Origin of the sequence: Pseudomonas putida, from assembly GCF_001636055.1 — a bacterium.
Classification (GTDB): domain Bacteria; phylum Pseudomonadota; class Gammaproteobacteria; order Pseudomonadales; family Pseudomonadaceae; genus Aquipseudomonas; species Aquipseudomonas machongensis.
This window is the reverse complement of sequence record NZ_CP011789.1, coordinates 215,533-241,740: the sequence shown is the minus strand read 5'-3', so window position 1 is coordinate 241,740 and position 26,208 is coordinate 215,533. Positions and strand designations below refer to the sequence as shown.

At 63.9% G+C, this 26,208-nt stretch carries 21 protein-coding genes; 9 read left to right on the top strand and 12 right to left on the bottom strand.

Annotation, left to right across the window (positions count from 1 at the left end):
- Positions 1–66: 66 nt before the first annotated feature.
- On the bottom strand, positions 67–1,458 hold the full coding sequence (locus AB688_RS01045; protein WP_063541661.1) for an L-cystine transporter: 1,392 nt from the start codon (positions 1,456–1,458) through the stop codon (positions 67–69).
- 243 nt (positions 1,459–1,701) lie between these two features.
- Between AB688_RS01045 and AB688_RS01040 the strand changes: the two genes are divergently transcribed.
- Positions 1,702–2,757, top strand: coding sequence for a haloacid dehalogenase-like hydrolase (locus tag AB688_RS01040; RefSeq protein WP_196759888.1), 1,056 nt, complete (start codon positions 1,702–1,704; stop codon positions 2,755–2,757).
- Between the two features lie 181 nt (positions 2,758–2,938).
- Here the strand turns inward: AB688_RS01040 and ilvD are convergent, their stop codons facing one another.
- Positions 2,939–4,780, bottom strand: coding sequence for a dihydroxy-acid dehydratase (ilvD, locus tag AB688_RS01035; RefSeq protein WP_054891146.1), 1,842 nt, complete (start codon positions 4,778–4,780; stop codon positions 2,939–2,941).
- Positions 4,781–5,263: 483 nt separating this feature from the next.
- On the opposite strand from ilvD, the gene mgtE reads away from it, so the two are divergent.
- Entirely contained in the window at positions 5,264–6,319 is a 1,056-nt protein-coding gene (gene mgtE / locus AB688_RS01030; protein ID WP_063541657.1) for a magnesium transporter, read from the top strand.
- Positions 6,320–6,442: 123 nt separating this feature from the next.
- On the opposite strand, the gene AB688_RS01025 is transcribed toward mgtE, so the two are convergent.
- Positions 6,443–7,639: a class I SAM-dependent rRNA methyltransferase gene (locus AB688_RS01025; protein WP_063541655.1), complete on the bottom strand. Its 1,197-nt coding sequence runs from the start codon at positions 7,637–7,639 to the stop codon at positions 6,443–6,445.
- Positions 7,640–7,870: 231 nt separating this feature from the next.
- Here AB688_RS01025 and AB688_RS01020 point away from each other — a divergent pair, with 231 nt between their 5' ends.
- A complete protein-coding gene (locus AB688_RS01020) occupies positions 7,871–8,689 on the top strand; it encodes an HDOD domain-containing protein (protein ID WP_196759887.1) in 819 nt (272 codons plus the stop codon).
- 3 nt (positions 8,690–8,692) lie between these two features.
- On the top strand, positions 8,693–9,505 hold the full coding sequence (gene mutM, locus AB688_RS01015) for a bifunctional DNA-formamidopyrimidine glycosylase/DNA-(apurinic or apyrimidinic site) lyase (RefSeq protein ID WP_063541651.1): 813 nt from the start codon (positions 8,693–8,695) through the stop codon (positions 9,503–9,505).
- 41 nt (positions 9,506–9,546) lie between these two features.
- On the opposite strand, the gene ggt is transcribed toward mutM, so the two are convergent.
- The 4 genes from ggt to AB688_RS00995 all read right to left on the bottom strand — a co-directional run bounded on the left by ggt (position 9,547) and on the right by AB688_RS00995 (position 13,675).
- Entirely contained in the window at positions 9,547–11,229 is a 1,683-nt protein-coding gene (ggt, locus tag AB688_RS01010; protein WP_063541649.1) for a gamma-glutamyltransferase, read from the bottom strand.
- Positions 11,229–11,480, bottom strand: a complete 252-nt coding sequence (locus AB688_RS01005) for a YfhL family 4Fe-4S dicluster ferredoxin (RefSeq protein ID WP_011531711.1) — start codon at positions 11,478–11,480, stop codon at positions 11,229–11,231. The genes ggt and AB688_RS01005 overlap by 1 nt, the downstream gene beginning before the upstream one ends.
- 155 nt (positions 11,481–11,635) lie before the next feature.
- Positions 11,636–12,115: a pantetheine-phosphate adenylyltransferase gene (coaD, locus tag AB688_RS01000; RefSeq protein ID WP_063541647.1), complete on the bottom strand. Its 480-nt coding sequence runs from the start codon at positions 12,113–12,115 to the stop codon at positions 11,636–11,638.
- Positions 12,116–12,244: 129 nt separating this feature from the next.
- Positions 12,245–13,675: a coniferyl aldehyde dehydrogenase gene (locus AB688_RS00995; protein ID WP_063541645.1), complete on the bottom strand. Its 1,431-nt coding sequence runs from the start codon at positions 13,673–13,675 to the stop codon at positions 12,245–12,247.
- Positions 13,676–13,814: 139 nt separating this feature from the next.
- On the opposite strand from AB688_RS00995, the gene AB688_RS00990 reads away from it, so the two are divergent.
- Positions 13,815–14,480 (top strand): TetR/AcrR family transcriptional regulator, encoded by a 666-nt coding sequence (locus AB688_RS00990; protein WP_054891154.1) that lies wholly within the window; start codon positions 13,815–13,817, stop codon positions 14,478–14,480.
- Between the two features lie 34 nt (positions 14,481–14,514).
- A complete protein-coding gene (locus AB688_RS00985; protein WP_063541643.1) occupies positions 14,515–15,369 on the top strand; it encodes a sulfurtransferase in 855 nt (284 codons plus the stop codon).
- Between the two features lie 12 nt (positions 15,370–15,381).
- Here the strand turns inward: AB688_RS00985 and AB688_RS00980 are convergent, their stop codons facing one another.
- From AB688_RS00980 to AB688_RS00960, 5 genes are all read right to left on the bottom strand, one after another.
- A complete protein-coding gene (locus tag AB688_RS00980; protein ID WP_063541641.1) occupies positions 15,382–16,374 on the bottom strand; it encodes a hydrolase in 993 nt (330 codons plus the stop codon).
- 63 nt (positions 16,375–16,437) lie between these two features.
- Complete coding sequence (locus AB688_RS00975) at positions 16,438–19,197, bottom strand: M16 family metallopeptidase (protein ID WP_155738177.1); 2,760 nt, start codon at positions 19,195–19,197, stop codon at positions 16,438–16,440.
- 48 nt (positions 19,198–19,245) lie between these two features.
- Positions 19,246–19,839, bottom strand: a complete 594-nt coding sequence (gene rsmD, locus AB688_RS00970) for a 16S rRNA (guanine(966)-N(2))-methyltransferase RsmD (RefSeq protein ID WP_063541637.1) — start codon at positions 19,837–19,839, stop codon at positions 19,246–19,248.
- Positions 19,839–21,338: a M16 family metallopeptidase gene (locus AB688_RS00965; protein WP_063541635.1), complete on the bottom strand. Its 1,500-nt coding sequence runs from the start codon at positions 21,336–21,338 to the stop codon at positions 19,839–19,841. The genes rsmD and AB688_RS00965 overlap by 1 nt, the downstream gene beginning before the upstream one ends.
- Positions 21,331–22,686, bottom strand: coding sequence for a M16 family metallopeptidase (locus AB688_RS00960; RefSeq protein WP_063541633.1), 1,356 nt, complete (start codon positions 22,684–22,686; stop codon positions 21,331–21,333). The genes AB688_RS00965 and AB688_RS00960 overlap by 8 nt, the downstream gene beginning before the upstream one ends.
- A 230-nt stretch (positions 22,687–22,916) precedes the next feature.
- Here AB688_RS00960 and ftsY point away from each other — a divergent pair, with 230 nt between their 5' ends.
- The 3 genes from ftsY to ftsX are packed head-to-tail and all read left to right on the top strand — an operon-like array spanning position 22,917 to position 26,106.
- Positions 22,917–24,416 (top strand): signal recognition particle-docking protein FtsY, encoded by a 1,500-nt coding sequence (gene ftsY / locus AB688_RS00955; protein WP_063541631.1) that lies wholly within the window; start codon positions 22,917–22,919, stop codon positions 24,414–24,416.
- Positions 24,413–25,084: a cell division ATP-binding protein FtsE gene (ftsE, locus tag AB688_RS00950; protein WP_011531723.1), complete on the top strand. Its 672-nt coding sequence runs from the start codon at positions 24,413–24,415 to the stop codon at positions 25,082–25,084. Before ftsY ends, ftsE begins: the two co-directional genes overlap by 4 nt.
- On the top strand, positions 25,081–26,106 hold the full coding sequence (ftsX, locus tag AB688_RS00945; RefSeq protein ID WP_063541629.1) for a permease-like cell division protein FtsX: 1,026 nt from the start codon (positions 25,081–25,083) through the stop codon (positions 26,104–26,106). The genes ftsE and ftsX overlap by 4 nt, the downstream gene beginning before the upstream one ends.
- Positions 26,107–26,208: the final 102 nt, after the last annotated feature.

Here is a 26,208-nt window from a genome sequence, read left to right as displayed (position 1 = left end):
TTCAGACAGACCCTAGAGCTTTTTCTGTGGAAGCGGCTTCGTCCGCTCCCACAGGGCAAGTGTTGCTCAGGAGTGACTCAGCTCGGCATGCTCGTCTCCGGCCAGCACTTGCTGGTCGGTCTGCTTGAGCAGTTGGCTGGTCACCACGCCGGCAGTCATCGAGCCGTTCACGTTCAATGCAGTACGGCCCATGTCGATCAGCGGCTCGACCGAGATCAGCAGCGCCACCAGCTCGACCGGCAGGCCCATGGCCGGCAGCACGATCAGCGCGGCGAAGGTCGCGCCGCCACCGACCCCGGCAACCCCCGCCGAGCTAAGGGTGACGATGGCCACCAGGGTTGCGATCCACAGCGGATCGAAGGTGTCGATGCCCACGGCCGGCGCCACCATGACCGCCAGCATTGCCGGATACAGGCCGGCGCAGCCGTTCTGGCCGATGGTTGCGCCGAACGATGCACTGAAGCTGGCGATCGACTGCGGTACGCCCAGGCGGCGAGTCTGCGCCTCGATGTTCAGCGGGATGCTGGCGGCGCTGGAGCGGCTGGTGAAGGCAAAGGTCAGCACCGGCCAGACTTTGCGGAAGAAGCGCAGCGGGCTGACGCCAGTGATCGCCAGGATCACCCCGTGTACCACGAACATCAGCCCCAGGCCGATGTACGACACCACGACGAAGCTGCCCAGCTTGAGGATGTCATCGAGGTTCGAGCTGGCCACCACCTTGGTCATCAGCGCCAGGACGCCATAAGGCGTGAGCTTCATCACCAGGCGCACCAGGCGCATGACCCAGGCCTGCAGCACGTCGATGGCCGACAGGGCGCGCTCGCCCTTGTCCTTGTCGTCCCTGATCAATTGCAAGGCGGCAAGGCCCAGGAACACGGCGAAGATCACCACGCTGATGATCGAGGTCGGCTTGGCCCGGGCCAGGTCGCCCACCGGGTTGCTAGGGATGAACGACAGCAGCAGTTGCGGGATGTTGAGGTCGGCGACCTTGCCTGCGTAGTCGCTGTTGATGGCTTGCAGGCGAGCTGTTTCCTGGACGCCGGCGACCAGGCCCTCGGCACTGAGGCCGAACAGGTTGGTCAGGGCGATGCCGATCAGTGCGGCGATGGCTGTGGTCAGCAGCAGGGTACCGATGCTCAGCACGCTGATCCGGCCAAGGGCCGAGGCATTGTGCAGGCGTGCCACAGCGCTGAGGATCGAGGCGAAGATCAGCGGCATGACGATCATCTGCAGCAAGCCGACATAGCCGTTGCCGACCAGGTCGAGCCAGGCGATGGTTGCCTTGAGCACCGGATGGCCAGCGCCGTACAGGCTGTGCAACACCAGCCCGAACAGAACGCCCAGCACCAGGCCAAGCAGCACTTTTTTCGCCAGGCTCCAGTCGGTACGGCGGGTTTGCGCCAGGCCCAGCAGCAGGGCCAGGAACGCCAGCAGGTTGAGGGAAAGCGGCAGGTTCATTGAAGCTCCGTGAAGCAAAAATAGGGATCGCCTCTGTGAGCGATTGCGAACGGAAATGCTAACAGTCTGAAAAGAAACGAATTTATATCTAAAGGTAATTTAGATAGTCGCTAATGGAATAACGCGCTGTCGCAGTTGGCAATGAACATGCCGTTTCGGGCTCTCTCGAGGTCGGTGCCAGACGTCTGCCTGTCATGCAGGCGGTCTAGGCTTCAGCGGCCATGTCTCTGGAGAACGCACATGATGTCTGCTCCGAAACTTCTCGCGGGCGGTCTCGCCCTGCTGCTCAGCGCCACCACCTGGGCGGCAACCGAACTCAAGCACTGGCCCGCCGAGGCCGCCAAACAGCTCGACACGATGATCGCTGCCAATGCCCACAAGGGTAACTACGCGGTCTTCGACATGGACAACACCAGCTATCGCTACGACCTCGAGGAAGCGCTGCTGCCGTTCATGGAGAACAAAGGCCTGCTGACTCGTGACAAGCTCGACCCTTCTTTGAAGCTGATCCCGTTCAAGGATACCGCCGAGCACAAGGAGAGCCTGTTCAGCTACTACTATCGCCTGTGCGAAATCGATGACATGGTCTGCTACCCCTGGGTGGCACAGGTGTTCTCGGGCTTCACGCTCAAGGAGCTGAAGGTTCAGGTCGATGAGCTGATGGCCTTGAACAAGCCTGTCCCCAGCACCTACTTCGAAGGCAATCAGGTCAAGACCATCGAGGTGCAGCCGCCGAAGGTCTTCACCGGCCAGGCCGAGCTGTACAACAAGCTGATGGAGAACGGCATCGAGGTCTATGTGATCTCGGCCGCGTCCGAGGAGCTGGTGCGCATGGTCGCGTCCGATCCCAAGTACGGCTACAACGTCAAGCCGCAGAACGTGATCGGCGTCAGCCTGCTGCTCAAGGACCGCGCCAGCGGCAAGCTGACCACGGCGCGCAAGCAGATCAGCGAAGGCCACTATGATGCCAACGCCAACGAGGGCCTGGAGTTGACGCCCTACCTGTGGACCCCCGCCACCTGGATGGCCGGCAAGCAGGCGGCCATCCTGACTTACATCGATGAGTGGAAGCGGCCAGTGCTGGTAGGCGGCGATACGCCAACCAGCGACGGCTACATGCAGTTCCATGGGGTCGACGTGGGCAAGGGCGGTATCCACCTGTGGATAAATCGCAAGGCCAAGTACATGGAACAGCTGAACGGAATGATCGCCAAGCATGCGGCGGCGCAAGCGAAGGAAGGGCTGCCGGTGACGGCGGACAAGAACTGGGTGATCGTGACGCCGGAGCAGATTCAGTAAGCGTTGTAGCGGCTATGCCGGCCTCTTCGCGGGTAAACCCGCTCCCACAGGGGTCTCATAGTCTTCAAGGCTGCGCTGTATCTGTGGGAGCGGGCTTGCCCGCGAAGAGGCCAATACTTTTCCACAGGCATAAAAAAACCGGCGCTCAAGGCGCCGGTTTTTCATTCATGCCCTAAAAGCCTTACAGCCCGTCGAGCATCGCCTTGTTCCGCACAGCACCCTTGTCGGCGCTGGTCGCCAGCAGGGCGTAGGCCTTCAGTGCAGTGGTCACCTTGCGTGGGCGCACTTCGGCAGGTTTCCAGCCCTTCTTGTCCTGCTCGACACGGCGTGCAGCCAACTCTTCGTCGCTGACCAGCAGGTTGATCGAGCGGTTCGGAATGTCGATCAGCACTTTGTCACCGTCCTTGACCAGGCCGATGGCACCGCCCGAGGCCGCTTCCGGCGAAGCGTGGCCGATCGACAGGCCCGAAGTGCCGCCGGAGAAGCGGCCGTCGGTGAGCAGGGCGCAGGCCTTGCCCAGGCCCTTGGACTTCAGGTACGAGGTCGGATAGAGCATTTCTTGCATGCCAGGGCCGCCTTTCGGGCCTTCGTAGCGGATGATCACGATGTCGCCGGCCTTCACTTCGTCGGCGAGGATGCCGCGCACGGCGCTGTCCTGGCTTTCGAAAATCTTCGCGGTGCCTTCGAACACGTGGATCGACTCGTCGACGCCTGCGGTCTTGACCACGCAACCGTCCAGGGCGATGTTGCCGTACAGCACGGCCAGGCCGCCTTCTTGCGAGTAAGCGTGTTCGAAGCTGCGGATGCAGCCGTTCTCGCGGTCGTCGTCGAGGGTTTCCCAACGGGTCGACTGGCTGAACGCGGTCTGGGTCGGGATACCGGCCGGGCCTGCCTTGAAGAAGGTGTGCACGGCTTCGTCATCGGTCTGGGTGATGTCCCACTTGGCGATGGCTTCTTCCATGCTGCGGCTGTGCACGGTCGGCAGGTCGGTGTGCAACAGGCCGCCACGGGCCAGCGAGCCGAGGATGCTGAAGATACCGCCGGCGCGGTGGACGTCCTCCATGTGGTACTTCTGGATGTTCGGCGCCACCTTGCACAGCTGCGGCACCTTGCGCGACAGGCGATCGATGTCGCGCAGGTCGAAGTCGACCTCCGCTTCCTGGGCGGCAGCCAGCAGGTGCAGGATGGTGTTGGTCGAACCGCCCATGGCGATGTCGAGCATCATGGCGTTCTCGAACGCCTTGAAGTTGGCGATGTTGCGCGGCAGTACCGACTCGTCGTTCTCGCCGTAGTAGCGCTTGCACAGCTCGACGATGGTGCGTCCGGCGGTAAGGAACAGCTGCTCGCGGTCGGCGTGGGTGGCCAGGGTGGAGCCGTTGCCCGGCAGGGCGAGCCCCAGGGCTTCGGTCAGGCAGTTCATCGAGTTGGCGGTGAACATGCCGGAGCACGAACCGCAGGTCGGGCAGGCGCTGCGCTCGTACTCGGCGACCTTTTCGTCACTGGCGGTCGAGTCGGCGGCGATGACCATGGCGTCGACCAGGTCCAGGCCGTGGCTGGCCAGCTTGGTCTTGCCGGCTTCCATCGGGCCGCCGGAGACGAAGATCACTGGAATGTTCAGGCGCAGGGCAGCCATCAGCATGCCGGGGGTGATCTTGTCGCAGTTGGAGATGCAGACGATGGCGTCGGCGCAGTGGGCGTTGACCATGTACTCGACGGCGTCGGCGATGATCTCGCGGCTCGGCAGCGAGTACAGCATGCCGTCGTGGCCCATGGCGATGCCGTCGTCGACGGCGATGGTGTTGAATTCCTTGGCCACGCCACCGGCGCGCTCGATCTCGCGGGCGACCAGCTGGCCCAGGTCTTTCAGGTGCACGTGGCCCGGAACGAACTGGGTGAACGAGTTGGCGATGGCAATGATCGGTTTCTTGAAGTCTTCGTCCTTCATCCCGGTGGCGCGCCACAGTGCGCGGGCACCCGCCATGTTGCGGCCCTGGGTGGAAGTCTTGGAACGATAATCAGGCATGAAGCACTCCTGGCGGCTTGATCAGGTCTCTGGAAAAGGGAGTGAGCTTCTCTTGTCCTTTGCGCCGAAGGCCGGTTGCCGCTGGCACGGATGGGGCCGAAGACAGCGCGGGATCGCCGCGTGCTTGGCCAGAGCTCATAAACCCGCCTGGGGATGTCTGGCGATGAATAGGCCGATTCTACACCGCTGGCGCGACGAGGGAATGACGATGTGTCTGGACGGTGCTTTTCGTCATTTGGGCAGGGTGATGTAGGACATCTCCCAAATGCCGTCCTGGCGGTATTTTCCGGATCTCGCTGCACCTATCATCCCCGCGCCGCATGTGCGGCTTCACGAGCCAAGCCCCTCAATGGACCTTCCCAGTTTCAGTTCATCGCGAACCTGCAATCTGGCACTGAGCGCACCGTCGCCAGGGCATCCGGAGACTTGAGCCCGCGTGGCTGAGGTCTGCGGGTGCCTGCTTCGGCGCCTGGAGAACCTACCATGCAACAACCGACCGACACCCTCGCCGAATCCCTCGACCTGCGCCAGGCGGCCCAGGCCCGACGCGATCGACTCCTGCAGCACGCACTGTACGAAGACGGCAGCGCCGGCGCGCTGATGATCAGCGAGTACTCCAGCCTGGACAGTGGCCTGAGCGCGCGCCAGGCCATCGACATGCTGCGGCGCGAAGCCGCCGACGCCGAAACCATCTATCAATCCTACGTCCTCGATGCCCAGCGCAACCTGCTTGGCACGCTGTCGCTGCGTGAACTGATCCTGGCGCCGCCCGACCAGCCGATCGAGGCCATCATGGTGCGCCAGGTGATCTGCGTGACCACGGCGACCCGTCAGGAAGAGGTTGCTCGGCTGATTGGCGACCACGACCTGCTGGCGGTACCGGTGCTCGACGAGCTGGGGCGACTGGTGGGGATCGTCACCTGCGACGAAGCGCTGGATGTGATGGTGGAGGAGGCTACCGAAGACTTTCACAAGGGCGCATCGATCACCAATCACATCGGCAATCTCAAGGATGCAACCGTCAGCCTGATGTACCGCAAACGCGTGCTGTGGCTGGTGCTGCTGGTATTCGGCAACCTGTTTTCAGGTGCGGGAATCGCCGCGTTCGAGGACACCATTGCCGCCCATATCGCCCTGGTGTTCTTCCTGCCGTTGCTGGTAGACAGCGGCGGCAATGCCGGCGCCCAGTCGGCAACCCTGATGGTGCGCGGCCTGGCCACGGGCGACGTGGTGCTGCGTGACTGGTTGCGCATGCTCACGCGCGAATGCGGTGTTGCGCTTGCCCTGGGCGGGACCATGGCAGTGGCTGTCGCTTCGTTGGGGGTATTGCGCGGCGGCCCGGAAATCGCACTGATCGTGGCCAGCAGCATGTTGGTGATCGTGCTGATCGGCAGCCTCATCGGCATGAGCCTGCCATTCATGCTCAGTCGCCTGAAGCTTGACCCGGCGACGGCCAGCGGGCCGCTGGTGACCTCGATTGCCGATGCCGTGGGGGTGTTGATCTACTTTGGCATCGCGTCGATGGTGCTGGATATCTGAGGAGACGCTACGAGGGCAGCAGCATTGCCGACTTCCCGGGGGCTTGCTGATTGCCGGAACAAGTGTCAGCAATCATCGCAAGCCGTATGACTTGGGGCTGTAGACCAGCCCCGGTTGGGTGGGTCAGCTGTTGGGCAGCAACCGGCAGGTGATGCTCTTGATATAGCGGGTCTCGGCGATCGCCGGGTGCACCGGGTGATCCGGCCCCTGGCCGCCGCGCTCGAGCAGTTGCAGGTTGCGGTCCAGGTGACGGGCGCTGGTCAGCAGGATGTTGTTCAGGTCATCTTCGGGCAGGTGCATCGAGCACGAAGCGCTGACCAGGATGCCGTCCTTGTTGAGCATGCGCATGGCCTGCTCATTGAGACGACGGTAGGCAGCCTCGCCGTTCTTCAGGTCTTTCTTGCGCTTGATGAAGGCGGGTGGGTCGGCAATGATCACGTCGAAGCGCTCTTCGGCGGCCTTGAGCTCGCGCAGCGCCTCGAACACGTCGCCCTCGATGCAGGTCAGCTTCTCGGCGATGCCGTTGAGCGCGGCATTGCGCTCGACGCCATCCAGAGCGAAGCCCGAGGCATCGACGCAGAACACTTCGCTGGCGCCGAAGGCCCCGGCCTGCACACCCCAGCCACCGATGTAGCTGAACAGGTCGAGCACCCGCTTGCCCTTGACGTAGGGCGCCAGGCGCGCACGGTTCATGCGGTGGTCGTAGAACCAGCCGGTCTTCTGGCCTTCACGCACCGGGGCTTCGAACTTCACGCCGTTCTCTTCCAGCGCGACCCAGTCGGGTACTTCGCCGTAGACGGCCTCGACATAGCGCTCCAGGCCTTCGGCGTCGCGCGCGGCGGAGTCATTCTTGAACAGGATGCCGCTGGGCTTGAGTACCTGCACCAGGGCTGCGATCACATCATCCTTGTGCGCTTCCATGGTGGCCGAGGCCAGTTGCACCACGAGAATGTCGAAGAAGCGGTCGACCACCAGGCCCGGCAGCAGGTCGGAGTCGCCGTAGACCAGGCGGTAGCAGGACTTGTCGAACAGGCGTTCGCGCAGCGACAGGGCGACGTTCAGGCGGTGCACCAGCAGCGATTTGTCCAGCGGCAGCTTGGCGTCGCGCGACAGCAAGCGCGCGCAGATCAAATTGTTCGGGCTCACCGCCACCACGCCCAGTGGCTTGCCGTTGGCGGCCTCGAGGATCGCCTGTTGACCCGCCTTAAGGCCTTGCAGCGGAGTGGCGGCAACGTCGACCTCGTTGCTGTAGACCCACAGGTGGCCGGCGCGCAGGCGGCGGTCGGCATTGGCTTTGAGGCGAAGGCTGGGCAGGGACATGACGTCGCTCCGGAAAAAAGAGCGGGAGTATACCGCGTTGGCCCGGGGTTCGCTGGTGGGGTGGATGAAGTGTCGGCCCCCTCGCGGCTAAAGTTAACCGTCCAGGGAACGATCCAGTGGTTGGTGCCCTGCAGGAGTACAGGGTTAGAATCTCTCGTCATTTCCGAGTGTGTACCCATGTCCCAGGAACTTTCCGCCGAACAGATCCAGCAAGCCTTGCAAGGCATCACCATCCCGCCGCAGCCGCAGATCATGGTGGACCTGCAGTTCGAGCAATACATGCCCGACCCGGACCTGGAGACGATCGCCAAGCTGATAGCGCAGGATCCTGGCCTGGCCGGTGCGCTGCTCAAGCTGGTGAACTCCCCGCATTTCGGGTTGGCCAACAAGATCGGCTCGATCCAGCGCGCCGTGAACCTGTTGGGCAGCCGCTCGATCATCAACCTGATCAACGCCCAGTCGATCAAGGGCGAGATGAGCGACGAGACCATCGTTACCCTCAATCGCTTCTGGGACACCGCCCAGGACGTCGCGATGACCTGCCTGACCCTGGCCAAGCGCACTGGCATCCAGGCGGCGGACGAGGCCTACACCCTCGGCCTGTTCCATGACTGCGGCGTGCCGCTGATGCTCAAGCGCTTCCCCACGTACATGGAGGTGCTGGAAGACGCCTACGCCAAGGCCGGCGAAGAGGTACGGGTGGTCGATACCGAGAATCGTGCCTTCAACACCAACCATTCGGTGGTCGGCTACTTCACCGCCAAGTCGTGGCGCCTGCCGGAGCACATCAGTGCAGCCATCGCCAACCACCACAACGCCCTGGCGGTGTTCCGCGACGAGTCTTCGCGCAACACCCAGACCCAGCTCAAGAATCTGCTGGCGGTGCTGAAAATGGCCGAACACATCTGTGCCTCGTACCGCGTGCTGGGCAACCAGAGCGTCGACCACGAGTGGAACGTCGTCGGGCCGCTGGTGCTGGACTACATCGGGCTGTCGGAGTACGACTTCGAGAGCCTCAAGCAGAACATCCGTGAAATGAGTGGCCACTGATCCATGCCTGAGTTGCCAGAAGTCGAGACCACACGGCGCGGGATCGCGCCGTACCTGGAAGGCCAGCGCGTCAGCCGCGTGGTGGTGCGTGACCGGCGCCTGCGCTGGCCGATCCCCGAGGATCTGGATGTGCGCCTGTCGGGGCAGCGCATCGTCAGCGTCGAGCGGCGGGCCAAGTACCTGCTGATCAACGCCGAGGTGGGCACCTTGATCAGCCACCTGGGGATGTCTGGCAACCTGCGGCTGGTCGAGCTCGGGCTGCCGGCGGCCAAGCATGAGCATGTGGACATCGAGCTGGAGTCGGGGTTGATGCTGCGCTACACCGACCCGCGTCGATTCGGCGCCATGCTCTGGAGCCAGGATCCGCTCGGTCACGAACTGCTGGTGCGCCTTGGGCCTGAGCCGTTGACCGACCTGTTCGACGGCGAGCGGTTGTTCCAGCTGTCACGCGGGCGGTCGATGGCGGTCAAGCCGTTCATCATGGACAACGCCGTGGTGGTGGGGGTGGGCAACATCTACGCTACCGAGGCGCTGTTTGCTGCGGGTATCGATCCACGCCGTGAAGCGGGCGGGATCAGCCGGGCGCGTTATCTGAAGCTGGCGATCGAGATCAAGCGCGTGCTGGCGGCGGCCATCGAACGTGGTGGCACCACGTTGCGCGACTTTATCGGCGGCGATGGGCAGCCGGGGTACTTCCAGCAGGAGTTGTTCGTCTATGGACGGGGTGGCGAGGCTTGCAAGGTGTGCGGGACGGAGCTGCGGGACGTGAAGCTGGGGCAGCGCGCAAGCGTGTTCTGCCCGCGCTGTCAGCGCTGATAGTCGTTCTGCGAACACCCATTTGCCGCCAGCTTTGATGGTCACTCCAGCACTGCGGCCTCACCGACACCACGCGGGTCGCTGGCTGCCTCGAGCGTCCCGGCCCGTTTGTCCCAGTACAACACCTGCTGGTTCCCATAGCTGCGCTGCACGTCCTTGAGCGCGTACCCGCGTGCACGCAGCGCGGCTTTCTGCTCATCGTCGAAGGTGTTGGGCTCGTGCTCGATCACATCTGGCAGGTACTGATGGTGATAGCGCGGGATCGCTGGCCATTCGCTCACTGGTCGCCCTTCGAGAAAGCCGAGCATCGACAGCAGCACCATGCTCGGGATCCGGCTACCGCCGGGCGTGCCGAAGCTGGCGAACTGTGACGGGCTCTCGATGAAGCTTGGGCTCATGCTCGACAGCGGGCGCTTGCCCGCGGCCACCGCATTGGCCTGGCTGCCGGCCAGGCCGTAGCTGTTGCTGCCAGTGGGGTCGGCGGCGAAATCGTCCATCTCGTTGTTCAGCACCACGCCGCTGCCGGGTACGGTAAAGGCTGCGCCAAAGGGCAGGTTGACCGACAGTGTGGCCGATACGGCATTGCCCGCAGCGTCGATCACGCTGAAGTGGGTGGTGTGGTCGCCCTCGCGCCACGTGGGTGCGGGGGGCAGGGCGCTGCTGGGCGTGGCATCGTGCACGTCGATGCTGTCGGCGAGCCCGCTCAGGTACTGGCGCGCCAGGAGGCGGTTGATGGGGTTGGTGACGTAGTCCGGGTCGCCGAGCAAGCCGCGATCGCGGTAGGCGCGGCGTAGGACTTCTACCACGTAGTGAGTGCGTTGCACGGGCTCTGCGCCCTGCCACGGCAGGCGCTGGAGCATCGCCAGGCTCTGGGCCAAGGCCACGCCGCCGGCAGACGGCGGTGGGCTGCTGATCAGTTCGCGCTGGCCTGCCAGCGGATAGCGCAGTGGCTGGCGCCAGGCCGTGCGGTAGCCTGCGAGATCGTCGAGGGTCCAGACACCGCCAGCGCGGCGCACACCCTCGACGAGCTTGCGGCCAACCGCCCCGCGGTAGAAGCCGTCCCGCCCCTGATCCGCCATCGCCTGCAGCGTTGCGGCCAGTTCCGGCTGGCGGATCAGGGTACCCAGTGCAGGGACCTGGTTCTCGCGCAGGAACAGCCGGGCGCTTTCCGGGTCGTCACGCAGCGCGTTCAGGCGCATGGTCGCGCGATCGCGGTAGATGCGGTCGACGGCAAAGCCTTGGTTGGCGAGACGGATGGCTGGCGCGAGGCTGTCCCTGAGCGGCAATTTGCCGTGGGTTGCAGCGAGGTCTGCCAGGGCCTGGGGCAGACCCGGGATGGCGGCCGCCAGCGCACCGTTGATCGAAAGCCCCTGCCGGACCTTGCCGTCTTCCAGGTACATGTCCGGGGTGGCGGCACCTGGCGCGCGCTCGCGGGCATCCAGGAAGCGGTAGTGCGCAGTATCGGACTGTTCGCGCAGCAGGAAGAAGCCGCCGCCGCCCAACCCCGAACCATAGGGCTCGACCACCGCCAGCGTGGCGCTGATGGCGATGGCGGCATCGAAGGCGTTGCCGCCCTGTTCCAGAACTTGTCGCGCCGCTGCCGTGGCCTCGGCATGGGGGCTGGCAATGGCAGTGCGCCCGGGCCCGTCCGCCAGGGCGGCGGTAGCCAGCAGCGCCAGTGCGGCGCCGAGCCATGCGCGGCGAATCGCGGCGACGAACGGCATCAGGCCTTGCCGGTGATCCGGCGGTATTTGGCCATCAGCTCGTCTTCGGTTTCCGGATGGGCTTCATCCAGCGGGATGCAGTCGACCGGGCAAACCTGCTGGCACTGGGGTTCGTCATAATGGCCCACGCACTGGGTGCAGAGGTTCGGGTCGATCACGTAGATCTCTTCGCCTTGCGAGATGGCGGCGTTCGGGCACTCGGGTTCGCAGACGTCGCAGTTGATGCAATCGTCGGTGATGATCAGGGACATTGGGACTCCGGCCGGGGCTCGGCGCCCGGGCATGTATCAAAGCAATGGGCACAATTGTGCCGCATTAACGCCCGCAGTGCACGCGGGCGCGAGGCTTTGTCGCGCAAGTGCCGCTTGGCGACGTGGCGTACAAAGCCGAACTCAGGCCGCTGCGATCACTTCTTGAAGCGTACGGTCAGCGCCTCGGCCACCGCCGGGTGGACGAACTTGGTGATATCCCCGCCCAGCGCCGCAATCTCGCGGACCAGCGTCGAGGAAATGAACGAGTAGCGCTCCGACGGCGTGAGGAACAGGCTCTCGACGTCCGGCGCCAGTTGACGGTTCATGTTCGCCAGCTGGAACTCGTACTCGAAGTCGGACACCGCGCGCAGCCCCCGCAGGAACACATTGGCGCCCTGCTCCTTGGCGAAGTGTGCCAGCAGAGAGGAGAAGCCGATGACTTCGACATTGGGCAGGTGCTTGGTGACCTCGCGGGCCAGCTCGACCCGTTGTTCCAGCGGGAACAGGGGGTTCTTCTTGGGGCTGGCCGCCACGGCGATGATCACGTGGTCGAACAACCGCGAGGCGCGCTCGACCAGGTCACCATGGCCTTTGGTAATCGGGTCGAAAGTACCCGGGTACAACACTCGGTTCATCGCGTCATCCTGGCTGGAGTGCGTTGGGGAGTCGGATGGTAGCGCAGCGACTGCTGCCCGGCCAAGTCATGCGACCGGAAGATGGCACTATAGACAGTGCGGCTATTGGCTGTCATGCACGCTCTGCGCTCAGCGGATGAACAGCTTGTATACCAGGCGCTGCAGGGCTTTTCCGTAAGGCGGGTAGATCAGCCGGGCGGCGTTGATGCGCTGTTTGGCCAGTACCGCCTTGGCCTTGCTGAAGGTCTGGAAACCTTCGCGACCATGGTAGTGGCCCATGCCAGAGGGGCCGATGCCGCCGAAGGGCAAGTCGTCCTGGGCAACGTGCAGCAGGGTGTCGTTCAGGCATACGCCGCCGGAGTGGGTGTGCTGCAGCACACGCGCCTGTTGGCTACGGTCGTAACCGAAGTAGTACAGCGCCAGCGGGCGTGGGCGCTGATTGATGTAGGCCAGCGCGTCATCCAGCTCGTCATAGGCGACCAGCGGCAGCAATGGGCCGAAGATCTCGTCCTGCATCACCTGCATGTTGTCGTTTACATCGAGCAGTAGATGGGGTGGCAGCCTGCGGCCCTGGCGCGGCTCGTCGGGGTACAGGTCGAGCACTTGGGCGCCTTTGTCACGGGCGTCGGCGAGCAGGCGTTCGAGGCGCTGCAACTGGCGCGAATTGATGATCGCGCTGTAGTCGGCGTTGTCTGCGATGCGTGGGAAGAGGCGCTGCACCGCCCGTCGATAGGCCTGGGCGAAGTCGTCCAGACGCTGACGCGGGACCAGCACGTAATCGGGAGCCACGCAGGTCTGCCCGGCATTGAGGGTCTTGCCGAAGGCGATGCGCTCGGCGGCAGTGGCCAGTGGCACGTCGTGGGAGACGATGGCTGGCGACTTTCCGCCCAGCTCGAGCGTGACCGGCGTGAGGTTGTGTGCAGCGGCCAGCATGACCTGGCGGCCGATGCTGGTGGCGCCGGTGAACAGCAAGTGGTCGAAGGGCAGGCGGGCAAAGGCCTGGCCGACTTCGACCTCGCCCAGCACAACGCAGACGAGATCGGCGGGGAATACCTGCTCGAGTAACCGCTTGAGGGCTTCGCCGGCGCGCGGCGTGGCTTCGCTGAGCTTGAGCATGACTCGGTTACCCGCCGCCAGGGCACCGGTCAACGGGCCGATAGCCAGAAACAGCGGGTAGTTCCACGGCACGATGATGCCCACCACCCCCAGAGGTTGCGCCAGCACGCGCGCGCTGGCCGGCTGGAAGGCCAGGCCAACGCGGCGCCGGGCAGGTTTCATCCAGTGCCGCACATGGCGCTCGGCATGGCGCAGGCCCTGCACTGACGGCAGCAGCTCGGCCAGCAGGGTTTCATCGGCGCTGCGCCCGCCGAAGTCCGCATCGATGGCCTCGATCAGCGCCTGTTGCTGTGCAACCAGGGCTTCACGCAGGCGCTTCAGCCACTGGATGCGCTGCGCGGCGGGTGGCATGGGATTGGCTGCGAAGGCCTGACGTTGCGCGGTGAACAACCGCTCGAGAACAAGGTCGGATGGCTCAAGAGGCTTGGCTGTGGACGAACGCATGGCAGCTCCGCGCAGAGGGGCGAGTTGTCGAGCTTATACTCTAATCGGCCTTGCTCTGTGAACGTTGGCGGGGTGCACCGCCCGTGGAATAAACCGTAAGATGGCTCGTCATCCGAAGCCCGCAGACCTGGATACCCGCATGGCCCCGCGCATGAAGACCCGTGAGCGCATCGTGCAAAGCAGCCTCGAACTGTTCAACCAGCAAGGCGAGCGCAGCGTCAGCACCAATCACATTGCCGCGTTCATGGAAATCTCTCCCGGAAACCTGTACTACCACTTCCCCAACAAGCAGGCGATCATCGCGTTGCTGTTCAGCCAGTACGAAGAGCTGGTGGACAGCTTCCTGCGCCCGCCCCAAGGCCGAGCAGCCACGGTCGAGGACAAGCGCTTCTACCTCAAGGCACTGCTTGCAGCGATGTGGAACTACCGCTTCCTGCACCGCGATCTCGAGCATCTGCTGGAGAGTGATCCGGAGCTGGCCGCACGTTATCGGCGTTTCTCCCAGCGGTGCCTGCAGCAGGGCCAGGCGATCTATCGTGGCTTCGTCGAAGCGGGCATCCTGGACATGCTGCCGACCCAGATCGAGTCGCTGACCATCAATGCCTGGATCGTGCTCACCTCCTGGGTGCGTTTTCTCAGCACCACCCGCGAGCACTCTGCGCATATGGGTGAAGAAGCCTTCAAGCGTGGCGTCTATCAGGTATTGGTGCTGGAGCTGGGGTTCGTCACCGCTGGCTCCCGCGCTGCCGTGGATGCGCTATGCGATGAATTTCATGTTCCGTTCAATCAGGCCCTGGAACACTGATCCGGGCCTTTCGTGCCATCGATAGGAGATTGTCATGCCCCTTGCGCAACTGATCACCCCGCAGCAGCTGGCCGAGCGTCTGGACTCGCCGGGGCTGGTGATCCTCGACTGTCGCTTTGCCCTGGAAGACGTGGATTACGGCCAGCGCAGCTATGCCGGGGGGCATATCGCCGGTGCGCATTTCGCGGACCTGGAGCGCGACCTGAGCGGGCCTGTGGTCAAGGGGCAGACTGGGCGTCATCCATTGCCTGAGCCGCGCCGTCTGGTCGAGCGCCTGCGCGAGTGGGGCCTGGACAATGACAGCCAGGTGGTGCTGTACGACGACGGTCCCGGTGCCTTCGCTGCCCGCGCCTGGTGGTTGCTGGCCTGGCTGGGCAAGCGCAACGCGGTGTTCATCCTCGACGGCGGCCTCAAGGCTTGGCACGCGGCGCATCTGCCGCTGAGCCTGGATCCGCCGGTGCAGCGCGAGGGCAACTTCACGGGCGAGGCCGATGCGAAGCTGCTGATCGATGCCGAGCACCTGAACAAGCGTCTGGGCAGCGCCGACCTGACGTTGATCGATGCCCGCGCCTTGCCGCGTTTTCGCGGCGAAGTCGAGCCGATTGATCCTGTCGCTGGGCATATTCCTGGTGCGCAGTGTGCAGCGTTCACTGACAACCTGGGTGCGGATGGGCGCTTTCTGCCAGCCGAGCAGCTGAAGCAGCGCTTCGCCGAGAAGCTGGCAGGGCGTGCGCCGGAGCAGTTGGTCGCCTATTGCGGATCCGGTGTGACTGCCTGTCACAACCTGTTTGCGCTGGCGCTGGCGGGATACCCGTTGGGGCGCCTGTATGCCGGGTCCTGGAGCGAGTGGATCAACGATTCCAGGCACGGTGTCGCCACTGGCGATTGAGGCAGCGAAGCGCTAGCGGCCCTCCAGCAGCCACTGCGGAATCCGGCGCTCAAGGTAGTAACCCGGATTGCGCAGGCTGCCCTCTACAAAGCCCACATGTCCGCCGCGGCGGTGCAACTCGAAGTGCGTCTGCGGCGCCAGCTCCTGCGGTGCTGGCAGGCTGTGGTCGAACACGAACGGATCGTCCTGCGCGTGGATGATCAGTGTCGGTGTGCGGTTTTCCCCCAGGTAATAGCGGCTCGAGGCGTGGCGGTAGTAGTCGTGGGCATCGCTGAAGCCGTTGAGCGGTGCGGTCACTCGGCCATCGAAATCCCAGAAGGTCCTCAGGTTGCGTAGCGGCCCGAGGCGCTCCAGCGCGGCCAGCCCTTCGCTGTGGCCCCGGGCCTGGAAGTGCCGCTGCTTGTCCTGCACGTAAGCCAGCATCTCGCGCATGAAGTGCGCCTGGTAGACCTTGCTGAAGCCCATGGCGATGCGATCGGCGCACTGATCCAGACGAAACGGCACCGACACCGCCACCGCTGCTTCAAGCTGGCTGGCCGAACCGCTTTCGCCCAGGTACTTCAACAGCACGTTGCCGCCCAACGAGTAGCCCACGGCATACAGCGGCGCCAGCGGTCGTAGCGCGCGCAGATGGCGGATGGTTTCGGCAAGATCTTCGCTGGCGCCGGAGTGGTAGCTGCGAGCAAGCAGGTTCGGCTCGCCGGAGCAGCCCCGCCAGTTCAGTGCAACGCTGGCCCAGCCAAACGCCTGCAGCGCTTGCTGCAGACCTTTTACGTACGGGGAGTCGGAGGAGCCGGTCAGTCCGTGCAATACCAGCACCAGCGGCGTGTCAGCCTGATGCGGACCATGCCAGTCCATGTCTAGGAAGTCGCCGTCGGCCAGCCACAGACGCTCGCGGCTGCGCTCAAGGCTTGGAAGCCTGCGCCAGAGCGGGCCCCACAGTGTCTGCAGGTGAGGGTTTGACAGGCCGGTGGCTGGGCTGAAGGTTGCGGTGAGACTGGACATGCTCGGCGGCTCTTGGTGTGCCTGCCTAGAGTGCCACGAAACACCGCACCTGTGGTCGTGTTATCAGTCGGCTATTGGCAGTGCAGGCAGGGGCTGCTGAGCCACCTTGGGTCCGACGCAGGTCACGACACAACGATTGCTGTCGAAGACCTGCCGAGCGACCGTCTGGATTTGTGTTGCCGTGGTTTGCGCGAGTTGTTCCTGGTAACGCTGGAAATGATCCGCCGGCAATCCGGATGCATTGATCTGTGCCAGCAGGTCTGCAAGCTTCTGGTCGTCGGCGAGGGTGCGCAAGAGGTCACCGCACAGTTGGCTGCGTGCCAACTTCATCTCGAACTCGCTTGGGCCTTGCTCGATGAAGCAGCGCAGCACGAGTTTGACGAGATCGATGGATGCTTGCAGATAGTGGGGCTTGATATCCCATTCGACGAGCAGCACCAGGGCGCCACGGTAGCCGTCGAAGTAACTGCGAATGGCGTAGGTGAGGGATCGCCGTTCGCGCAGTTCGGATACCAGGCGCGACTCGAAGCTGGCGCCCAGAATCTGGTTGGCCATGATCAGCGCACGAAACTGTGTATCGCCGGGGTGAATTTCTACCGCAAACGCCAGGCTGACCTTTACGTTGTCGGTGTCTGGATTATTGCTTGGCTGTTCGATGTGCAAAGTCCTGGCCTGGTTGGATGGCCGGGCTTTTTCCAGTGCGGGAAGCGCAAGCTGGGTAACCGGCAGGGCCTGGCAAAGGTCGTTGACCAATGTTTCGGCATCCTCTCGAGACAGGTCCCCGGCCAAGGTGATTTCCAGGTTTCCGGCGCAGTAGGCTCGTTGGTGAAAGTCCACTATCTGCTGTCGGCTGATCGTCATGACACTGCTCGCAGTGCCATGACTGTCCCGCGTGTAAGGGTGGCTGTCATACACGTTACGAAGCCTTTCCACATCGAGCCGGTGCTCAGGTTTGGCTTCGCGACGGCGCAGATAGTTGATGACGCGGTTGCGTATGCCTTCCAGCGCCGTGGGCTCGAAGTTCGGCCGCGCACTCACTGCAACCAGCAGCGCCACGGCTTCCTTGTACAGGCCGTTGGTGAATGGACTGCGCAGACGCAAGATGGCGTCGTCGTGTGTCACGTTGCGTTTGAGTGTGGCGCCAAGCGATTTGAGTTGGCTGGCTAGCTGCGCGGCGTCCAGCTGGTCACAACTCTGGTCGAGCATGTACAGCGTCATTGCGGCCAAACCGGGCGTGTCGTCGTCATGGTAGGCACCCGCCTTGAAGCGTAGTTGCAGGTCGACTGCAGGAGCACCGCGTACCGGAGCGAAACACACCTTGCTGCCCAGCTCGGTATGCCACTGCTGTATCTCCTGTTTCGGGGTGTCCAGGGTGGCCTCTGTAAGGCCTTGCGCCGAGGTCAGGCCGGACAGGTCTAGCGCAGAGCTACCAGCGGCCAGGTCGCCGCAAGCCAGTACGGGAGTCTCTATTACCGTTGCCTCGGGCGCGCACATATGAGTGACGGCAAGGCGTTCACGGGTGAGGTAGGTTTTGATCGCGAGCTGGATGTCCTGCTCGGTGAGCGATGCCAGTGTCTGAAATTCATCATGCAGCTGCGTTGGGTCCAGGCCGCCGATCACTCTCCAACTGAGCGCATCTGCCTGGCCGGTGAGGTTGGCCAGGGCCTCTGCGTGCTGCGCCAGCAGGTGCAACTTGGCATCTTCGATCTGCTGTGCGGTGAAAGAGGTCAACTGGACGCTTTCGATGATGTCCATAACTGCCTTTTCGGCGCTGGCCGGTGTATTGCCGAGTGCGACATAGCCGGAGAATGACAGCAGAGTATCGCCGCGCACCTGGTAGTCATAGGACGGGCCGATGCCTATCAGGACCTGTTGCTTGCGCACCAGTTTGTCATGCAGGAGAGACGACGCGCCTCTGCCCAGCAATTCCGCGACGATTCTCAAGGCGTGCACGCTGCGGGGCGACTCTGCCGTTGCCAGGCTCGGCACATTGAAGGACATCAGCAGGCCGTCGCGCAGGTTAGGCAGTGTCAGTGCCTGTTGGCGGTACGCCAATTGCTCAGGATGGCGAGGCGTCTGGGTCGGTTGCAGGGGGATGGCCTCACAACCTGCGAAGTGACGTTGCACCCATTCTTCGAGGCGAGACAGCTCGATGTCGCCAACGACTACCAGGGTGGCGTTGTTGGGGGCGTAATAATTCCTGTACCACGTGCGAATCGTGATCAGGTTCATGTCTTCGAGGTCTTGCGGGTCGCCGTAGTTGGGAGTGGCGTAGGGGCTGGTTTGGTGAGCAAGCTGTCTATGGCTTTCGAGGGCCTGTTGTACCGGCTGATTGTCGATTTTCAGACGACGCTCATCGCGTACTGCGGTCCTGGCCTTTTCAAAGGCTTCGCCACCAAGGCGAGCATTGATCATGGCGTCGGCCATGATCTCCAGGCCTACCTCCAGGCGCGAGGCGGGCAGGGTCATCCTGTAGACCGTTGCATCGTCGAATGTAGAGGCGCCGCCGGTGCCGCCCAGCCAATTGATTATCCGCAGGTACTGGCCGGCTGCGAGTTTGCCGCTGCCCTCGAACACCATGTGCTCGAGCACATGGGACAGATTGCTATGGCCTGGCGGTTCGTGGCTGGAGCCCACGTGATAATGAAGCTGTGCACAAACAAGCGGGCTACGTTGATCACGCTGGAGGTAGACCTTCAGGCCATTTTCCAGGCGCACGTGCTGTAACGGCGTGCTTGGTGGGGCGATCAGGTTGGTGGGTTTGACAGTGGATGCTGGCATCGTCGAGCTGCTCCGGCGGGTTTGAGAGCGGAGCAGCTTCAATCAGAGGGCTTGTTGAGAGGTGCTATTTAAATCTTGGCGCTCATGGTTTCAGCCACGTTGCCACAGGGCGTAGTTCACCTGACCCGTTTTCTTTTCCCGGTGCAAGCGCCAGTTGCCGGGCATCGGCAAGCTGGAGGGCGAGGCTTCGCTTTCGGTATAGATCCAGGCCTGTTCTCGCAGCCACTGGTGTTCCTCCAGCAGGTTGCAGGCGTCTGCCAGCAGGTCCTTGTGGAAAGGCGGGTCGAGGAACACCACATCGAACTGCTGCTTGGCCGGGCCGCCGAGATAGCGCAGGGCGTCGGTCTGCAGGATCTGCCCACGGGGGCAGCGCAGCAATTCGAGATTGTGCTTGAGGTTGGCGATGGCTGCAGGGTTGCTGTCCAGTGCCACCGCATCGTCGGCGCCGCGCGAAAGGGCTTCGAGCACCAGCGCGCCGCTGCCGGTGAAGGCGTCCAACACGCGAGCGCCTTCGATGTAGGGGGCCAGCCAGTTGAACAGGGTCTCACGCACGCGATCGGGTGTCGGGCGCAGGCCTTCGCCCTCGGGCACCGCCAGGCGACGGCTGCGCCACTCGCCGGCGATGATGCGCAGGTGCCCAGCATCCTTGCTTTGGGTCTGGGCGGGGTTGGAGGGTCTTGCCATCAGTGCTCCGGTACGCCGAGCGGTTGCTCGGAAGGTTTGTCTGTGGGCGGTGGCAGCGGTTTTTGCGGCACGCTCGGGCCTGCGGTGACGATCACCAGCTTGTCCACCGCCAGGTGCTTGTTCATCGCCGCCTTGACCTGCTCGACGGTCAGCGCCTGGGATTGTTGCATGAAGTCTTCGAGCCAGGTCAGCGGCAGATTGTAGAAGCCGATGGCGCCCAGTTGGCCAACGATGCTCGCGTTGCTGGCATTGGAGAGCGGGAAGCTGCCGGCCAACTCACGTTTGGCATCGTCCAGCTCTTGCTGGGTCGGGCCGTTCTTCAGGTAGTCGGCGAGGATGTCCTGAACCAGCTTGAGCGTGCCTTCGCTGAGTTCGGCGCGCGTCTGCAGGTTGATCATGAACGGGCCGCGCACCTGCATCGGGCTGAATACCGAGTAAACCCCGTAGGTGAGGCCGCGTTTTTCCCGCACTTCGCTCATCAGGCGTGTGCCGAAGGCGCCGCCGCCGAGGATCTGGTTGCCCAGCGACAGTGCTGGCCAGTCAGGGTCCTGGCGAGTGATGCCCAGTTCGGCGAGCATCAGGTGGGTCTGCTTGGACGGGAAATCGATATGAGTCGCGCCCGGCTTGGGCTCTGCTGGTTCGCCAGGGCTGGCCAGCGCCGGACCCTTGGGCAGGGCGGCGGAGAGCTGCGCGGCGATGGCTTCGGCCTCACTGCGGCTGAGGTCGCCGACCAGGGCGATCACGGCATTACCGGCAGCGTAGGCCTTGGCGTGAAAGTCGCGCAGTTGTGCCTGGCTGATACCCGGGATGCTTTCGGCGGTGCCGTCGCTGGGGTGGGCGTAGGGATGGCTGCCGTAGAGGTTGGCGAACAGCGCCTTGCCGGCCAGCTTGCCAGGGTTCTGCTTCTCGTACTCGAAGCCTGCCAGTAGTTGGTTCTTGATACGCTTGAGGGCGTCTTCGGGGAAGGTCGGCTTGCCGACCACGTCGGCGAACAGTTTCAGCGCCGGGTCGCGTTTGTCTGGGGCGCTCAGGCTGCGTAACGAGGCGATGGCCATGTCGCGGTACGAGCCGTTGCCAAAGTCGGCACCGAGCCCCTCGAAGCCTTGGGCGATCGCGGTGACGTCCTTGCCGGCCACACCCTCGTTGAGCATGGCGTTGGTCAGGGTGGCCAGCCCGGAGACGTTGCCGTCCTGGCTGCTGCCTGCGGCGAAGGTCACGCGCAGGTCGAACATCGGCAGCTCGCGGGCTTCGACGAACAGGACCCGCGCGCCTTCGGCGGTGGTCCAGTTCTGGATGTTCAGCTGGCGTCGACTGGGGGATTTGCCATCGAGCTCGGCCAGCGACTGCAGGGTGTTGGCCGGGCGTGCGGCGTTGCTGTCGGGCTGACCGGCGGCATTATCCGATTGCGCCGGGCGGGCCAGCAGCAGGGCCAGCGCCACGATCGCAGCGAGGATGCCGAGGCCGAACAGGGTATAGCGGGGGGCGCTGCGATCACTCATGAGCGGACTCCACGGGCAGAACATGGGCAACGCTCAGGCGTTCGCGGGTGAAATAGGTGCGCGCGGCGTCCTGAATGTCCTGTGGCGTGACGCGCTTGAGGTCGTCCAGCTCGCTGTCGATCAGCTTCCATGAAAGGCCCACGGTTTCCAGCTGACCGATGGTGGTGGCCTGGCTGCTGATCGAGTCGCGGTCGTAGACCAGGCCGGCGATGACCTGGGCCCGCACGCGCTCCAGTTCTTCAGCAGTGGGTGGCGTGTTCTTGAGCTCGTCCAGCAACTGCCAGACGCCCTTCTCGACGTCGGCGAGGGTTTTCTGCTTCTGCACGTTGGGGGTGGCGGAGATCAGGAACAGGCTGTCACCCCGGGTGAAGGCGTTGTAGCTACTCGAGGCACCGGTCACCAGCTCCTGGCCGCGCTCGAGGCGTGCCGGCATGCGCGCACTGTAGCCGCCGTCGAGCAGCGCCGAGATCAGGCGCAGGGCCTGGGCGCTGCGTGGGTCCTTGGCAGTGGCCAGGCCTGGGACGTTGAAGCCGTAGATCAGACTGGGCAGTTGGGTACGTACGTGAAGAGTGAGCTGGCGCTGGCCGGGTTCGGCCAGTTCCAGTGGCAGTTTGGCGGGAGGAATGGCGCGTTTGGGGATGGCGGCGAAGTACTTGTTCGCCAGGCCCTTGACCTCATCGACGGTGACATCGCCCACCACCACCAGCGTGGCGTTGTTCGGTGCGTACCAGGATTCGTACCAGTGGCGCAGTTCCTCGACCTTCATCCGCTCAAGGTCGGCCATCCAGCCGATGGTCGGTGTGTGGTAGCCGCTGGCCGGGTAGGCCATGGCGCGGAACAGTTCGAAAGCCTTGGCGTTGGGCTGGTCGTCGGTGCGCAGGCGGCGCTCTTCCTTGATGACTTCGATTTCACGGCTGAACTCGTCGGCCGGCAGGCGCAGGCTGGCCAGGCGGTCGGCCTCGAGCTCCAGGGCTACCGGCAGTCGGTCGCGGGCCAGCACCTGGTAATAAGCGGTGTAGTCATCGCTGGTGAAGGCGTTTTCCTCGGCGCCGAGGTCGCGCAGGATGCGCGAGGCTTCGCCCGGACCGACCTTGGCGCTGCCCTTGAACATCATGTGCTCAAGCGCATGCGACAGACCGGTCTGGCCTGGCGTCTCGTAGCTGGAGCCGACCTTGTACCAGATCTGCGATACCACCACTGGCGCGCGATGGTCTTCGCGCACTACGACCTTCAGGCCGTTGTCGAGGATGAATTCGTGGGTCGGTTGCGTATCGGCGGCCAGGGCCGCAAGCGGCAGGCAGAGCGTGCCGAGCAACAGGCCAGCGGCGCGGCGGGCTAGAGCATTCATACGATGGATAACCTGTACGACGGCCCGCGGGGTTTAGCGTAGGCGGGCCAGGAGGTGCTAGGATACTGATCCGGTTGCCTGGCGACCATGCCTGTCGCCGTTCTGGCCCACAGGACACTACGACAAAACGTTGCGCATGAACCAGCCGGCTTCAAGAGAGTCTGTTCTGCGTATAGAGAATTCCCGATGCCCAATGATGGTGCATCGCTACCCTGAGATAGCCGTCTTCCATGTTTGGTTCCAACGACGACAAGAAAGCGCCGGCCGAGGCCGGTGAAAAGAAAGGCCTGTTCGGCTGGTTTCGCAAGAAGCCGCAGCAACCTGTCGCCGAACAGCCGCAAGCCCCCGAGCAGCCCGTCAACGAGCCGGCAGCGCCAGCCACGCCCGTCGAGCAGGCCGTTGTCGCTCCGCTCGAGCCGGTTGCCGCCGATGCGCCGGTTGTGCCAGATGAAGTGCCGCCGTCGGTAGAAGCACCCCAGGCCATACCAGCGCAGCCCGTCGAGGTCGAAATCCCGGCTCCGGTGGCTGAGGCCCCGGTGGCTGCGCCGGTCAGCAGTCTGGTACTGCCTGTCGCCGAGGAACCCGTGGCGCTGGTCCCTGACCTGGAACCGAGCGAACCGCCAGCCATTCCCGAGCGCCCTGTCGCGAGCCCTGAGCCTGTGGCAGCGGTTGTCGTCGAGCCTGAGCCGGTAGTTGTCACGCCCGTGGCCGAGGCGCCTGCGCCTGCACCGGTGGAGCCCCAGCCCGAGCCTGCCCTTGTCGAGCCAGAACCCGTGGTTGCCGCTACCGAGCAGTCCAAGCCCGGCTTCTTCGCCCGCCTCAAGCAGGGCCTGTCCAAGACCAGTGCCAGCATTGGCGAAGGCATGGCCAGCCTGTTCCTGGGCAAGAAGGTCATCGACGACGACCTGCTCGACGAGATCGAGACTCGCCTGCTCACTGCCGACGTAGGCGTCGAGGCCACTTCGCTGATCGTCCAGAATCTCACACAGAAGGTTGCCCGCAAGCAGTTGGCAGACGCCGATGCACTGTACAAGTCGCTGCAGGAAGAGCTGGCCGCGCTGCTGCGTCCGGTCGAGCAGCCTCTGAAGATCGAATCCCAGAGCAAGCCCTATGTGATCCTTGTCGTCGGCGTGAATGGCGCAGGCAAGACCACTACCATCGGCAAGCTGGCCAAGAAGCTGCAACTCGAAGGCAAGAAGGTCATGCTCGCTGCCGGCGATACGTTCCGTGCGGCTGCGGTAGAGCAGTTGCAGGTCTGGGGGGAGCGCAACCAGATCCCGGTGATCGCCCAGCACACCGGCGCCGATTCGGCCTCGGTGATCTTCGATGCCGTGCAGGCCGCCAAGGCCCGTGGCGCCGACGTGCTGATCGCCGACACCGCCGGACGTCTGCACACCAAGGACAACCTGATGGAAGAGCTGAAGAAGGTCCGTCGGGTCATCGGCAAGCTCGACGCTGACGCGCCGCACGAGGTCCTGCTGGTGCTGGACGCGGGCACCGGACAGAACGCCATCAGCCAGGCCAAGTACTTCAACCAGAGCGTCGAGCTGACCGGCCTGGCCCTGACCAAGCTGGACGGCACTGCCAAGGGCGGTGTGATCTTCGCCCTGGCCAAGCAGTTCAGCCTGCCGATCCGCTTCATCGGGGTCGGCGAGGGTATCGACGATCTGCGCACCTTCGAGGCCGAACCCTTCGTCAAAGCCCTGTTTGCCGAGCGTGAGCACCCATGATCCGATTCGAGCAGGTCGCCAAGCGCTACCCCAATGGCCATGTCGGCCTGCATGAGCTGAGTTTCCGGGCACGCCGGGGCGAATTCCTGTTCGTCACCGGCCACTCCGGCGCGGGCAAGAGCACCTTGCTGCGCCTGCTGCTGGCGATGGAGCGCCCGACCAGCGGCAAGCTGCTGCTGGCCGGCCAGGACCTGGGTCAGATCAGCAATGCGCAGATCCCGTTCCTGCGCCGCCAGATCGGCGTGGTGTTCCAGAACCACCAACTGCTGTTCGATCGCACCGTGTTCAACAACATCGCATTGCCGCTGCAGATCCTCGGGCTGTCCAAGGCAGAGATCGCCAAGCGCGTGGATTCGGCGCTGGAGCGCGTGTCGCTGTCGGACAAGGGCGAGCTGTTCCCCGCTGACCTGTCGACCGGGCAGCAGCAGCGCGTGGGCATCGCCCGTGCCATCGTCCACCAGCCGGCGCTGCTGCTGGCGGACGAACCCACCGGTAACCTCGACCCGCGGCTGGCCGCAGAGATCATGGGCGTGTTCGAAGACATCAACCGCCTGGGCACCACGGTGCTGATCGCCAGCCACGACCTGGCGCTGATCGCGCGCATGCGTCACCGCATGCTGACGCTTCAGCGCGGACGACTGATCGGCGATGGGGAGGCCGGACAATGAGCACTACGCGTACGCCAAAGGTCTCCGAGCGCGTTGCGCCCAAGGCCGCCGACCCGAAGCCGGAAAAACAGCGCGGTGGCCATGATGACGATGGTCCGGATTTCCGCACCCTGCTGAACGCCTGGCTTGAAAGCCATCGCGCCAGCCTCGCCGACAGCCTTCGCCGCCTGGGCAAGCAGCCAATCGGCAGCTTCTTCACCTGTCTGGTGATGGCTGTGGCACTGAGCATGCCCATGGGCCTGTCGCTGCTGCTGAAGAACGTCGAGAAACTTGGGGGTTCCTGGCAGCGCGCAGCGCAGATTTCGCTTTATCTCAAGCTCGATGCGGGTAGCAAGGAAGGAGAAGCGCTGCGCGATGAGATCAAGGGCATGCCCGGCGTGGCCGAGGCGACCTACGTCAGCCGCGAGCAGGCGCTGCAGGAGTTCCAGCAGCAATCCGGCCTGGGCGAGGCCTTGCGCGAGTTGCCGGACAACCCGCTGCCGGGTGTGGTGGTGGTGACGCCGACCGAAGTCGACAAGCCGGCGCTCGAAGCCTTGCGTCAGCGCCTGTCGGAATTGCCGCGGGTCGAAGTGGCTCAGTTGGATCTGGTCTGGGTCGAGCGCCTGGCGGCGATCCTCAAGTTGGGTGACCGTTTTGTCTTCGGCCTGGCGGTCATGCTGATTTCCGCACTGCTTTTGGTAATTGGTAACACAATTCGGCTGCACATCGAGAACCGCCGTGTCGAGATCGAAGTGATCAAGCTGGTCGGCGGTACCGACAGCTACGTGCGGCGCCCCTTCCTCTACATGGGAGCCTTGTACGGCCTGGGTGCGGGCGTGTTGGCATGGGGCATCCTGGCGTTTGGCCTGAACTGGCTGAACGACGCGGTCGTCGGGCTTTCCGGGCTGTACAACAGTGACTTCGCCCTGGGCGGGGTACCGGGGTCCGATGGTCTGTCACTCTTGATTGGTGCGGTGCTCTTGGGGTATATCGGTGCTTGGATTGCGGTCGCTCGCCACCTGAACGAGCTTGCACCGCGATAATGCTTTCTTGCCAGCATTGACTTTTTTTCATCCAGGAACTTCTTTCATGGTTCCGGAGTCAATGATGGCAGTGCCCACAAGGCACGAGTCCAGTGAGTCGGA